11 protein-coding genes are annotated in these 12,971 nt (G+C 72.3%); 9 read left to right on the top strand and 2 right to left on the bottom strand.

The genetic code is table 11. From position 1 onward, the window contains the following. Positions 1-277 precede the first annotated feature (277 nt). The 4 genes from ACFSL4_RS02530 (at position 278) to ACFSL4_RS02545 (ending at position 6,534) form a co-directional block, all read left to right on the top strand. On the top strand, positions 278-1,003 hold the full coding sequence (locus tag ACFSL4_RS02530) for a DUF4232 domain-containing protein (RefSeq protein WP_381077804.1): 726 nt from the start codon (positions 278-280) through the stop codon (positions 1,001-1,003). Positions 1,004-1,038: 35 nt separating this feature from the next. Continuing rightward, positions 1,039-1,848 (top strand): SDR family NAD(P)-dependent oxidoreductase, encoded by an 810-nt coding sequence (locus tag ACFSL4_RS02535; protein ID WP_381077811.1) that lies wholly within the window; start codon positions 1,039-1,041, stop codon positions 1,846-1,848. Positions 1,849-2,509: 661 nt separating this feature from the next. After that, positions 2,510-5,404 carry a bifunctional glycosyltransferase/CDP-glycerol:glycerophosphate glycerophosphotransferase gene (locus ACFSL4_RS02540; protein WP_381077814.1) on the top strand — a complete coding sequence of 965 codons (2,895 nt, stop codon included), beginning with the start codon at positions 2,510-2,512 and terminating at the stop codon, positions 5,402-5,404. Next, positions 5,401-6,534, top strand: a complete 1,134-nt coding sequence (locus ACFSL4_RS02545) for a glycosyltransferase (RefSeq protein WP_381077816.1) — start codon at positions 5,401-5,403, stop codon at positions 6,532-6,534. Before ACFSL4_RS02540 ends, ACFSL4_RS02545 begins: the two co-directional genes overlap by 4 nt. Positions 6,535-6,647: 113 nt before the next feature. Here ACFSL4_RS02545 and ACFSL4_RS02550 read toward each other — a convergent pair whose 3' ends face one another. Next, the gene (locus tag ACFSL4_RS02550; RefSeq protein ID WP_381077819.1) at positions 6,648-7,067 is read right to left on the bottom strand and encodes a hypothetical protein; all 420 of its coding nucleotides are present in this window, start codon (positions 7,065-7,067) and stop codon (positions 6,648-6,650) included. Between the two features lie 190 nt (positions 7,068-7,257). Between ACFSL4_RS02550 and ACFSL4_RS02555 the strand changes: the two genes are divergently transcribed. The 4 genes from ACFSL4_RS02555 to ACFSL4_RS02570 all read left to right on the top strand — a co-directional run bounded on the left by ACFSL4_RS02555 (position 7,258) and on the right by ACFSL4_RS02570 (position 10,632). Next, complete coding sequence (locus ACFSL4_RS02555) at positions 7,258-7,935, top strand: response regulator transcription factor (protein ID WP_381077822.1); 678 nt, start codon at positions 7,258-7,260, stop codon at positions 7,933-7,935. Between the two features lie 4 nt (positions 7,936-7,939). Next, positions 7,940-9,316: a sensor histidine kinase gene (locus ACFSL4_RS02560; protein WP_381077824.1), complete on the top strand. Its 1,377-nt coding sequence runs from the start codon at positions 7,940-7,942 to the stop codon at positions 9,314-9,316. Positions 9,317-9,519: 203 nt separating this feature from the next. Continuing rightward, entirely contained in the window at positions 9,520-10,215 is a 696-nt protein-coding gene (locus tag ACFSL4_RS02565; RefSeq protein WP_381077827.1) for a L,D-transpeptidase family protein, read from the top strand. A gap of 231 nt (positions 10,216-10,446) precedes the next feature. Then, a complete protein-coding gene (locus ACFSL4_RS02570; RefSeq protein WP_381077960.1) occupies positions 10,447-10,632 on the top strand; it encodes a hypothetical protein in 186 nt (61 codons plus the stop codon). A gap of 7 nt (positions 10,633-10,639) precedes the next feature. On the opposite strand, the gene ACFSL4_RS02575 is transcribed toward ACFSL4_RS02570, so the two are convergent. Then, positions 10,640-12,046, bottom strand: a complete 1,407-nt coding sequence (locus tag ACFSL4_RS02575) for a S1 family peptidase (protein ID WP_381077830.1) — start codon at positions 12,044-12,046, stop codon at positions 10,640-10,642. Positions 12,047-12,763: 717 nt separating this feature from the next. Between ACFSL4_RS02575 and ACFSL4_RS02580 the strand changes: the two genes are divergently transcribed. Further along, the coding region (locus tag ACFSL4_RS02580) for a hypothetical protein (RefSeq protein WP_381077832.1) at positions 12,764-12,971 on the top strand (208 nt) is incomplete at its 3' end.

Here is a 12,971-nt window from a genome sequence, read left to right on the forward strand (position 1 = left end):
TCGGTACGACGCGTCCGTACCGACCCCGAGCGCACCGGGAGCCGGGGCCGCCCCGCACGGAATTGGCCGGCCCCGGCCGGGGTGTCCCCCGAAACGGGGAACGCGTCGCGCCCGGAACGGGGAAGGAAGAGGGAAGGCACGGGGAAAGAAGAGGGAAGGCGCGGCAGGGACGAACGCGCGGACCGTTTCCGCCCGACACGCGCCGGACCGGGACGAGGGCCCTGTGCCACCGTTCGAAGGGGCCCGGCGCGGGCGGCGAGTTGCGAGGAGTATGAACATGGTGATCTTCCGGCGAGGCGCGGCGGGCCCGGAACCCGGCGGCGCTGCTTTCTTCCTGACGGCGCGGCGCATGATGCCGGCCCTGGGCGCCGTCGCCGCACTGAGCCTGCTCACCGCCTGCGGCGGCGACCACGGTGCCTCGGGCGGCCCCGAGAAGCCGCCCGGGACGGCCCGGCCCCCGGGCGAGCCCACGACCGGCGACGGCACCGCGACGACGGGCACGGCCGGCACGTCCGCCACCCCCACAGCCTCGGGCGGCTCCACCACCACGTCCTCCGCGGCCGCCACCGGGAGCGGCGGCACGCGCGCCCGATGCCACACCTCCGACCTGCGCGCCACCGTCGGCGCCAACAACCCGGGGGCCGGGCAGGAGAACTTCCCCCTCGTCCTGACCAACCGCTCCGCCCACACCTGCACGATCACCGGCTACCCGGGTGCCGCCTTCGTCGACGCCTCCGGCAAGCAGCTGGGGCCGGACCCCCGGCGCAGTTCCGGCACCCGCACGAAGGTCACGCTGGCGCCGGGCCAGAGCGCCTGGGCGGGCCTGACCTTCTCCAACCCGGAGGTCAGCGGCGCCAGGACGGCCTCGCCCACCGCCATCCTCATCACCCCGCCGGACGAGAGGTCATCCTTGAAGGTGACCTGGGAGGGCGGAGCGGTGCCCGTGTCGGGCAACTCCTCCTCGGTGTTCCTGACGGTCTTCGGCGCGGGCACCGGAGCCTGACACCCTGCCGCACGAGGCGCAGTAGCGTCGACGGCATGGATCACACGAGGCGTTTCGAAGGGTACGGAGTTCTGGTCACGGGCGCGGCGCGCGGCATCGGCGCCGCCACCGCCCGGCGGCTGGCCGAGGAGGGCGCCCGCGTCCTCGTCACCGACGTGGACGGGGCGCAGGCCGAGAAGACCGCGCGTGCGATACGGGAACTGGGCGCGCCGGCCGAGGCGTTCGGGTGCGACGTCTCGGACGGCGCGTCCGTGGAGGCGGCCGTGGCCCGCGCGGTGGACGCCTTCGGGGCGCTGGACGTGCTCGTCAACAACGCGTACGGCTGTACCCCGGACGCGCCGCTCTTCGAGGACGAGTCCGACGATGTGTGGGCCCGGGACATCGATCTCACCCTGACCGGGGCGTACCGCTGCAGCCGGGCGGCCCTCCCGCGGCTCGTGGCCTCCGGCCGCGGCGCCATCGTCAACATCGGCTCGGTGAACGGCATCCAGGACTTCGGCAACCATGCCTACAGCGCCGCCAAGGCGGGCCTCATGTCCCTTACCCGGACCCTGGCCGGGCACGCGGCCGCGCGCGGGGTCCGCGTCAACCTCGTGGCGCCGGGCACGGTCCGCACCTCCGCATGGCGGGGCCGCGACGCCGACCTCGCCGCGGTGAGCGAGCTGTACCCGCTGGGCCGGGTCGGTGAACCGGAGGACATCGCGGCGGCCGTCGCGTTCCTCGCTTCCCGGGACGCGGCGTGGATCACGGGCACCACGCTGTGCGTCGACGGCGGCCTGCTCGCCGTGAACACGGGGTTCCGGCAGAAGGTGCGTCAGCGCGGGGCAACGCGGGAGGCGTCGTAGGGCCGGCGCGCACGTCACCGCCGCCGGTGGCGCGCCGGGCGGCGCGACCGTCGGCTCTGCACGGGGGCCGGGCATCGGCGCGTCTTCCCCCGGCCGCGAAGAGGGAGCCCGTGGGCATCCCGTTGCCCGGCATGCGCATGATCTTGGTAAGAACCGCCCACCGGAATCCGCCGGGTGTCGCACGGAGCCACGCCCTGCACGGTTGCGCGGAAGACCGTACCGGCCCCGTCGGCCCGGTGCGGGGAGGGGCGGCCGACACGTCGTGGCTCTCGGTGGCCCCCGGGGCCCGGTGCCCATGCTGACATCGGCGGAAGCACCCTCCGGGTACCGGCCGGCGGGCCGGGGACGGACGCCGCGGGGATGCTCGGCGCCCGTCGTCCCCGCCCTCGCACCGCCGTCCCCGTACCGTGGCCGGCGCACGCCGGGCGCGTGTCGTGCGTGGCCCTGGCCCCTGTGCCGTCACGTAGCGTGGAAGGGCGGACGGGCGCACCGCCCCGGCCGCGGCTGCGGGCGCGGCCCGAACCCCGATCGACGTAGGGGTCCTGGTCCCGTGCTGAACCCGGGCGCACCCGGTCCGCGGGATGCCCCCGCGGGCGCCGCACAGCCGCGGCGGTGACGGGGCGGTCGTCCGGAGAGTCGGAATCCGAGACGAGAGGTGGCCGTGTCGATCGATATCCCCGAGTCAGGCGGGGCGGAGCCGGACATCAGCGTCGTCGTCATCGTCTACAACGATGCCCGGCGCCTCCCGGTGGCCGTACGCTCCGTGCTCGACCAGACGTTGCGTGGCGTGGAAGTGGTCATCGCCGACGACTGCTCGATGGACGGGTCCTACGACGTGGCGCGGTCGCTCGCCGCCGCCCACCCGGGCCGTGTGCGGGCCATCCGGCTGCCCGAGAACAGCGGCGGTTGCGGAGAGCCCCGCAACCGGGGTGTGGCCGTGGCACGCGGACGCTACGTCATGTTCCTGGACAGCGACGACACCCTCGAGCCCAACGCGTGCCGCAACATGCTGGAGGCGGCCGACCGCACCGGCGCCGATCTGGTCTCGGGACTGTGTGTCCGGGTGTACACCGACAGCAGACACGACAAGCGGACCCCCTGGTACCCCTGGCTGTACCGGAGCACGCGCACCGTCGAGTCGATCGCCGAACTGCCGGACCTCTTCGTCTTCGACACCCTCTCGACCAACAAGTGCTACCGGCGCGACTTCCTGGTCGAGAACGACCTGACCTTCCCGCGGGGCATCCACTACGAGGACCTGCTGTTCTCGGCGCGGGCCTACCTCGCGGCAGGGCGGATCACCCTGATCCCCAACACGGTGTACTTCTGGAACGTGGTCCAGAAGACCACGGCCAAGTCGATCAGCAACCGGCGCCACGAGATCAACAACTTCAGCGACCGGCTGGAGATCCACCGCCGTATCGACGCCGTGCTGGAGCGACGCGCCCTCGATGGGCTGAAGCTGCACAAGGACATCAAGTTCCTCAAGCACGATCTCGTCCTGTACCTGCGCGACCTGCCGTTCCTCGACGACGACTACCGGCACCGGTTCGCGGAGCTGGCCCGCGGCTACGTCCAGGACTTCCCGGAAGCGGCGTACGACCGGCTGGACCGGGTGCACGCCATCTGCGCCTACCTGCTGCTGCGGGAGGACTGGGACAACCTGATGCCCGCCATCGACACCCTGATCAACCGGGACAAGGTCTCGGCACCGCTCGCCGAACGCGACGGCCGCGTCTACTGGTGCGAGCAGCACCTGGACGACCCGAAGGCGCGCGACATCATGGACGTCACCGGCCTCGGCTACCACGGCAGACCCCTGGAGCGGATGTTCCTGCGCAACCTGCTCACCGGATACGCCGTCCGGGGAGACCTGGTGGTGCTCGAAGGCTCGGTGGTCAACCCGCTGCACACCGTCCCCGAGGACGCGAGCCTCACCGCCGAGCTGGAGTTCCGGGCCCGCCGACGCAGCCTGCAGACCTTCCGGTTCCCGGTGCGGACGGTGCGTCACGAGGGCGACACCATCGCCTGGCAGGCCGCCGTCCCGCTGTCGGGCGGGCTGAGGCCCCTGGGCGTCGTCGACGAGGTGTGGGACGTCCGGCTGCACCTGACGGCGGACGGGAAGGGGACCACGACACGGATCACGGCCGGCCGCGTCGACCTGGAGAACGCCGCGTCCGTGCCCGTACGCCCCCGGCTCAGCCGGTTCGTGGCGGACCGGCTCCAACCGCAGGTCTCCGCCAAGGGACATCTGGCCTTCCGGCTCACGCAGCAGGGCCCGGCGGCCCGGCGCGGGCGGGCCGTCGTGGACCGCAATCTGCACGGCTCCGCGGCCAGGAGCGTCAAGGGCGCCTACCGTGCGCTGCGGGCCGTGCGCAGGGAACTGGCCTCCGGCCGGCGCAAGGTCCAGGGCTACCACCGCATGCTGAAGGTGCTCCCCGTCCGCAAGGGCACCGTCGTCTTCGAGAGCCACCTCGGCAAGCAGTACAGCGACAGCCCGCGGGCCCTCTACGAGGAGATGCGGCGCCGTCGGCTGCCCGTCACCGCCGTCTGGGCGTACGCGGGCGCCCGGCCCGAGGGCTTCCCGCAGGACGTCGAACTCGTCCGCCGGTGGTCCTGGCGCTATCTGAGGGCGCTGGCCCAGGCCGAGTTCTGGATCGACAACCAGGGCTTCCCCCTCAAGCTGGCCAAACGCCCGGAGACCACCTACATCCAGACGTGGCACGGCTCGGCGTTGAAGAGGATGGGCTTCGACGAGCCCGCCCATCGGGTGATGTCCGAGCAGGAACAGCGTTCCTACCAGCGGGCGCTGGACCGCTTCGACCACTTCGTGGTGCGCAGTGAGCACGACGTCCGCACCCTCGCCCGGGCCTACCGCATTCCCGAGGAGAAGCTGCTGCGCACGGGTTATCCCCGCAACGACGCCCTGGTACGGGCGGCCAGGGACCCCCAGGCGCCGGAGCCGGCCCTGCGACGGCTCGCCGAGCGCCTCGGCATCCGTCAGGACCGCCGCGTGGTGCTGTACGCGCCCACGTTCCGCGCCCGGCCCGACGGAGGCGTACGGGACTTTGCGTTCCCCTTCGACGTGGAGCGCTTCGCCGACGTGTTCGGGGACCGGCTCACGCTGCTGGTCCGTTCCCACTACCTCAACCGGGTCAGTCTCCCGCCGTCGGTGGCGGGCCGCGTGATCGATGTGACGGACGAACCGGACATCACTCCGCTCCTGCTGCTGTCCGACGCCCTGGTCACCGACTACTCGTCCGTGATGTTCGACTATGCGCTGCTGCGACGGCCGCTCGTGTTCTACGCCTACGACTGGCAGGAGTACTCCGAGGACATGCGCGGGACGTACTTCGACCTCCTCGAGGAGGCCCCGGGCCCGGTCGCGCGCACCGAGGACGAACTCTTCGCCGCGCTGTCCGACCTGGGGGCCGTCGGCACCCAGTACGAGGCGCGGCTCAAGGAGTTCGTGGACAAGTACGGCGAGTACGACCGCGGGGACGCGGCGGCTCGCATCGTGGACCGCTTCTTCGGCCCGGCGGGAGGGACTCGATGACCCAGCGTGAGATCTTCTTCGTCGCCAACGAGGTCAACGAACTCGGGGGCGTGGGCCGCTGGCAGGAGCAGATGGCCCGGCTGCTGGCCGGGCGCGGCCACCGGGTCACGATCATCGGCATCGCCCCGCCGGAAGTGCCCATGGACCTCGGCGAGAACCCGCGGTTCGAGACGCTGACCCTGTACGACCGGCGGCCCCCGGGCCGTCGTCGGCCGCGCGTCCCGCTGGGCCGGTTCGATCCGGCCGTCCGCCGGCAGGAGGCGGACATGCGGCGGGCCGCGGAGCGCCTGTCCCGGGCGTTCCGTGCCGCGGGGCCCGGTGCCGTGATCATCGTGACCCAGGTGTGGGCGATGGAGTGGGTGGTGCTCGCGGACACCGCCGGGCACCCGGTCATCGGTATGAGCCACGAGTCCTTCGAGGCATCCCGCCGCTCGTCGCGCTTCGAGCGGGTGCTCCGGTACTACAAGGACGTGGACCGGTTGCTGCTGCTGACCCAGGAGGACGCCGACGGCTGGGTGGGCGCGGGTCTCAACAACGTCGGTTTCCTGCCGAATCCGCTGCCGGTGACGCCCGGGGCGCCCTCACCACGCACGGAGAAGGCGGTCGTCAGCATCGGACGGCTCAGCCATGCGAAGGGCGTGGATCTGCTGCTGGACGTCTGGGCGGAGGCGGCACCGCGGCAGCCCGGCTGGATCCTGCGCATCTACGGCGCCGGCGACTACGAGGCCGAACTGCGGCAGCGGTGCACGGAACTCGGCCTGGACGGCTCGGTGGAGTGGGCGGGACAGACCGACGACGTGATCGGTGCGCTCAGGCGGGCGTCCGTGTTCGTCCAGTCCTCGCGCGGGGAGGGTTTCCCGCTCGTCCTCCTGGAGGCGATGGCCTGCGGCGTGCCGTGTGCCGCGTTCGACTGCTCCCCCGGCGTGCGCGAGATCGTCAGGGACGGCGAGGACGGTCTGCTGGCCCGGCACGGCAACACCACGGAACTCGCCCGGCTGCTCGTCCGGTTGATGTCCGACGAGAACCTGCGCGACACGATGGGGGAGCGGGCGCGGGAGAACGTGCAGCGCTTCGCCCCCGATGTGATCACCCGCCGGTGGGAGGAGCTCTTCGACTTCCTGGAGCGCTGAGCACCGCTCCCTGTCATGACCGACGTGAGGGGACGGCCGTCCCGGGGACACGACGGTGCCGGTTCGCGCCCGGGGGCACGAACCGGCACACGACGGCTGGTCACACGGCGCCGTCACCGCCCGCGGTAACCTCCGTTGAAGTAGCCGCCGCGGTCGCCGAAGTAGCCGCCGCGGTCGCCGTTGAAGTAGCCACCGTGGTCCCGGTAGCCGAAGTTGTAGTTGTTGAAGTATCCGTGGCCGCGGAAGTCGCGGTAGTAGCCGTGGTCGCGGAAGCCGTCCCGGAAGTGCCCGCGGCCGTCGTAGCGGTAGACGTAGCAGTTCCGGCCGTGGTGCCGGTAACCGTGGTCGTTGCGCCAGTCCCAGCACCGGTAGTCCCGGTAGTACCCGCGGTCGTGGTCCCCGTGGCCGTTGTTGGTCTGAACCGAGGTGGGCGCGACCGAGGGAGTGCTCGCCATCGCGACACCGCTGCTCGCCGCGCCGGCCAGCAGCATCGTGCCGGCGATCAGTGCGACCCTGCGTCGGACGATCGTCATTGCGTCTCTCCTTCGTCTGACGGGCGCGGAAGCCCTCTTTCATCCCGTTGACCTCAGCCTGCGGCAGGGTCGCTGAGAGGAGGCTGAGAGAGGTGGCCGCCTCGTTCGCGGTCCGCGCCGCGACCGTCACCGAGTGTGCTCGACGCGCGGTCCGGGCCGGGTCTCCGTAGGGTGGATCAAGAGGACGACCATGCGAGTGCTGGTGATCGAGGACGAACGGGGGCTCGCCGAGGCGATTGCCCAGGGGCTCGCCGAGGAGGGCTTCGTCGCCGATGTCGCCAATGACGGCGTCGACGGGCTGTGGCGTGCCGCCAATGAACCGCACGACGCGATCGTGCTGGACCTGATGCTGCCCGGCATGTCCGGATACGAGGTGCTGAAGCGCATGCGGGCGGCCGACGTGTGGGCGCCCGTGCTCATCCTCACCGCGAAGGACGGCGAGTACGACGAGGCGGACGCTCTCGACCTCGGCGCCGACGACTATCTGAGCAAGCCCTTCTCCTATGTGGTGCTCGTGGCCCATCTGCGCGCTCTGCTGCGCCGCGGCGCGCCCGCCCGGCCCGCGGTGCTCGAGGCCGGCGACCTCGCCCTGGACCCGGCTTGCCGCCGCTGCCACCGCGCGGGGCAGGAGATCTCCCTGACCGCCCGCGAATTCACTCTTCTGGAGTACCTGCTCCGGCACTCCGACGAGGTCATCAGCAAGACGGACATCCTCGACCACGTCTGGGAGGAGAACTTCGACGGCGACACCAACATCGTCGAGGTCTACGTCGGCTATCTGCGGCGCAAGATCGACGCCCCCTTCGGTCGCCGGACGATCGAGACGGTCCGCGGCGCCGGCTACCGGCTGCGCGGCAGCGGGAGGTGACGCCGTGCGCATCCCCGTACCCGCGTGGTGGGCCAGGCGTTCCCTGCGGCTGCGGCTGACCGCCGCGGCCGCGCTGATGATCGCGCTGGCACTGGTGGGTGCGGCGTCCCTGCTGGCCGGCTGGCTGCGCTCCAGTCTGGTCGGCGCGCTCGACCAGACCGCGCTGCAGCGGGCCCAGGTCATCGCGGCGAGCCTCGACAGCGGCGGCCTGGCCCGCACCCTGCCGGCCTCCGACAGCGGCGACAGCGCCGTCCAGGTCGTGGGCGCCGACCGGGCCGTGCGGTCCAGCTCGGCGAACCTGGCGGGCGAGCCCGCGCTGTTCTCCTTCGCCCCCGCCTCCTCCGCGACGACCCGGGCCCACACCGTGCACGGGCTGCCCCTGGACGAGGCGGGCACCTGGCGTGCGGTGGGCGTCACCGCCGGCAAGCCCGGCGACCCCTTGACGGTGTACGTCGCCGTCCCCACCGCGGACGTGGATCACAACCTGTCGGAACTCACCCTGGGTCTCACCGTCGCCGTGCCGACGGCCGTCGCCCTGCTCACCGGAGCCGTCTGGCTGCTGACCGGCCGGGCCCTGCGGCCCGTGGAGGCCATGCGCGCCCAGGCCGCCGAGATCACCATCTACGACCTGGGCCGCCGTCTGGACGTACCGCCGGCCGACGACGCCCTGGGGCGGCTGGCCCGGACGCTCAACGACCTGCTCGCCCGGCTGGATGTCTCGGCGCAGCGGCAGCGGCAGTTCATCGCTGACGCGGCACACGAACTGCGCAGCCCCCTCAGCAGCCTGCACACCCAGCTGGAGGTGGCGGTCCGGCATCCCGGGGCCGCGGACTGGAGCACACGCGGTCCCGCGCTCCTCGAGGAGAGCGAGCGGCTGTCCACGCTCGTCGACGGGCTCGTCCGCCTGGCCCGCCTCGACGCCCGGCCCCGGCTGCGCAGGCGCCCCGTGGACCTGGATGAGATCGTCTTCCAGGAGGTCCGCAGCGCCCGTCGGCACACCTGCCTCGAAATCGACCAGCACGCCGTCGGCGCGGCCCGTGTGCACGGGGACGCGGACGCGCTGGCCCGCGTCGTGCGCAATCTGCTGGACAACGCCATCCGGTACGCGGTCGCCCGGATCCAGGTGAGCCTGCGGGTCCGTGACCGCACCGCGTGCCTGACGGTCGCCGACGACGGTCCCGGCATCCCGCCGGCCGACCGGCGCCGTGTCTTCGACCGCTTCACCCGCCTCGACGGGGCGCGGGCCCGGGACACCGGCGGAAGCGGTCTGGGGCTGGCGATCGTCCATGACGTCGTCGCCGCCCACCATGGCCATGTCCGCATCGAGGACAACGGGCCCGGTGCCCGCATCGTGGTCCACATCCCGGCCACCGAGCCCTGACCGCATCCCGGCCACCGAGCCCTGACCGCGACCGCGTCGCACCGTACGTCCCTGCCGGCCGGCCAGGGTGGAATATCACGTTTTGGCCCGGTGCGGACGGGCTTGCAACCCCCTGGCGCCGAGGTTGGTCTACCTGGCGGGACAAGTGCCGCGTACGGTGAGCATCCGGCACAGGAGCCCGTACCGGAGACGAAAGGTCCGCCATGGGGGACATACGTAGACGGGGAGCCGTCGCACTCGGGGTCACCGCACTCGTGACACCGCTCACGCTCGCGCTCGGCGCCGCGCCCGCGGGTGCCGCGAGCTGCACCACGCAGGTCGGGCCGTACCAGAAGAAGGTCGAGAAGTTCCTCGGCCGGCCGGCCGACGGCAAACAGTCCGCCGCCGACTGCGAGGCGATCCGGGCCTTCCAGGGCAAGCACGGCATCACCCCGGCCATCGGCTACGCGGGCCCCGTGACCTGGGGGGTCATGGACCTGATGAACAAGCAGAAGGCCGTCGGGACGAACCCGAACAAGGGCGGCGCGTGCCCCGTCAACAAGGGGCGGATCGCCTGTGTCAACCTCACGCTGCAGCTGAGCTGGATCCAGGACGGGGAGCGACTCGTCTACGGCCCCGTACCGGTCCGCACCGGCCGTGACGGGTACGAGACCCGCACCGGCCTGAAGAGGATCTACTGGCGGGACATCGATCATGTGTCGACCATCTACAACGTGCCCATGCCCTACAGTCAGTTCTTCGACGGCGGCCAGGCGTTCCACTCGGTGGGGGTCGGCATGTGGAATCCGCCGGGTTCGCACGGCTGCGTCAACATGACCAAGACCGCCGCCAAGAAGTACTGGTCGCTGTTGAAGACCGGCGACGACGTGTTCGTGTACGGCCGCAAGCCCGGCACCTGAGGCGCGTGCGGTCCGGTCGTCCCGTCAACGGCCGGACCGGGCGACCGGAGTGCGCAACAGTGTGATCACCGCATCCCGGTCGGGGCACGGCCGCGCCCCGCGATGCGGCTCGACGGATGCGGGAGGCCGGCCCTTTCCTGTGATCCGCGACCGGCGCGGAGTGATCAGCTTCACGGTCCGTGATACCGGATGGCACCCGATTCATCACATCGTCTTCACGGCATGCTGCGTATGCTTCACGGTATGTCCACCACTCCCGAGCCCGCAGCGGAACGCTCCGCGGACGAGGTCAACGAGGAGATCCGGGCCCTGTGGTTCCGCAGCGGCGGGACGCTGAGCATGGAGCAGCGGCGCGATTACCAGCGGCTCGTCATGGAATGGGCGGCTGCCTCCCCGCGTTCCACGAAGGCGGCCTGATCCCCGATCAGCCCCATGTGGCGGAGTAGGCACGGCGGTAGGCGTTGCGTTCCTGCTCCGTGCGGATGTACCGGGTGGCCGCCAGGGCGACGAGGCTGCCGGCGATGACCAGCAGGCCGGGTCCGATGTTCCGCGGGTCGCCGAGCCGTGACAGGAGGCCGCCGGAGGCGCCGGCGGTGCCGACCTGCTGTACGGCGCCGGGAGCGGCCGACCCCGGGGCCGCCGACCCGGGTGCGATGGCCGCACCCTGCGACGCCGGGGCGGACGGGGAGCCGGCCGCGGATGTCGCGGCGGGCGCGCCGGCAGCCGCCGGCGGCTGCCCCGTCAGCCGCACCCCGAGCGCGGACATCGCCTTCGTCGCCGGCTGGAAGAACGTCGTACCGCCCGTCCGGCAGTTGCCGCTGCCGCCCGAGGTCACCCCGAGCGCGATGCCCTCGGAGAACAACGGGCCTCCGCTGTCGCCCGGTTCGGCGCACACCGTGGTCTGGACGAGGCCGGTGACCGCCCCCTCGGGGTAGTTGACCGTCGCGTCGAGCGCGGTGACCTCGCCATCGTGCAGACCGCTGGTGCTGCCGCTGCGGAAGACCCTCTGCCCGACCACCGGGTCTCCGACCGCCGTGATGCGCACCCCGCGCCCGCCGCCGATGGCGACGACGTTCTCCCTGGTGCTCGCCTGCCCGTTCTCGTACCGGATGAGCGAGAAGTCGCCGTCGCCGGGGAACTCCGAGGTGACCGTGCGGCCGATCTGCGTGCGGCCCGTGTTGTCGGAGAACCACAGCGAGCCGCCGGGCCCGCAGTGTCCGGCGGTGAGGATGAACTCGCTCGTGCCGTCGGTCACGTTGAAGCCCGCCGAGCAGCGGCCGCCCGTCGAGAAGATCGGCTGGGCGCCGTTCACCCGGGTCGTGAATCTGCCCTGGACCCGCTCCATCCGGACGAAGTCGCCGATCCCGTCGCCGAGTTCCGTCATGCGGGACCAGTCGGAGGCGGAAACGGTGCTGTCGCCCTCGACCACCACCTGGTTGGTCCGGTAGTCCACGGCCCAGGCGGTACCGGTCACCCGGGGGGCCGAACCCAGGCTCTTCGTAGCCGACTTGAGTTGCTCCATGCTGTGACGGACCATCTTGGGCCGGGCCCCGGCCGCCGTCACCTGGGCGGCCGCGGCCTCGTCGGTCACGGCGACGACCGGTTTCCCGTCGGACGCGACCCAACTGCCCGCCGTGCGCGAGGTCCCGAGCTGCGACACGAGCGCGGAACCCGTACGGGAGGCGGCCTGGGCGGACGTACCGTCGGGAGTCTGCGCGCCGGACGGTTCGCTCGCCAGGGCCTGAGTGACCATCAGACCACCCAGGAGCACCCCGCCGAGGGCCGCGATCCGCGCTCCCCGCCGGACGATCCGTCGTCGTGCATGCCTCATCCATGGCTCCCGAACCCCGAACAGCACGGCGTCACCACCGCGGGACGCTCCGGTCGTCGAGCGCCCTTCCTCCATACGTGCGTCCGCGCCGGGGTGTTCACCGGCGTGCCGTGGACGTCATGCGGTCGGTGCCGGCGCGGGGCCGCGCAGCGCCGTGCCGCTGCGCTCGTCGCCCCACGCGGAGTCCCCCTCGACGCAGGGCCGCAGCAGCGCGGTGAGCACCCGGTTGCGGCGGCCGTTCGGCTGGTCCGAGGCAATCCCGCGCGCGGTTTCGGCCAGGCAGCCGGCGAACTGCGCCCGAGGGGGAGGCGCGAGTCGACGAGCCGGAGCCCGGCGAGCCCGGCCGTCTCCTCGATCCGGGCGATGCGCCTGCGGTGAGCAGGTTCTGCTCGTCGTGGACCAGAAGGACGCGGTCACCGCCCGCGCTCCAGTGCGCCGCGGTGCGCACGATAGCCGGGACCAGCGGATTGAGCGCGGGCACGTCCGCCGCGTCCCCGGGGATCCCCTCCCGGCTGGCCCGGTCCCGTGCCCGGCCCAGCCGGGTGAGGATCTCTCCCACCGCGTCGCGCGGGGCCGCCGGGAGCATCGCGTCGACCGCGTCGAAGAACGCCTCCACGGCAGCCCCCGGTTCGCCGTCGCTGCGCACGCGCATCAGCCCGTTGTCCGCCTCCGGAAAGTCCCGCCACTGCTCGGACTCGACACGGCCGGGCCCCGGCGGTGCAGGACGAGGGCCGGCACCGGGTCGCCGAGCAGCAGGTCCACCACCCGGTCGACGACGAAGAACGCCTTCTCGACGAGCAGCACATGGGCGTGCCCGTACAGTGGGCGGCGGCGCCGAGCAGCCACTCCAGCACCGACCGGTGTTTCTCCCACAGCAGATGGGTCGCCTTGTGCTCCTCCGCGGGGGACCGGATCCGCTCGCGGA

The organism is Streptomyces caeni, assembly GCF_042678285.1.
GTDB lineage: Bacteria > Actinomycetota > Actinomycetes > Streptomycetales > Streptomycetaceae > Streptomyces > Streptomyces caeni.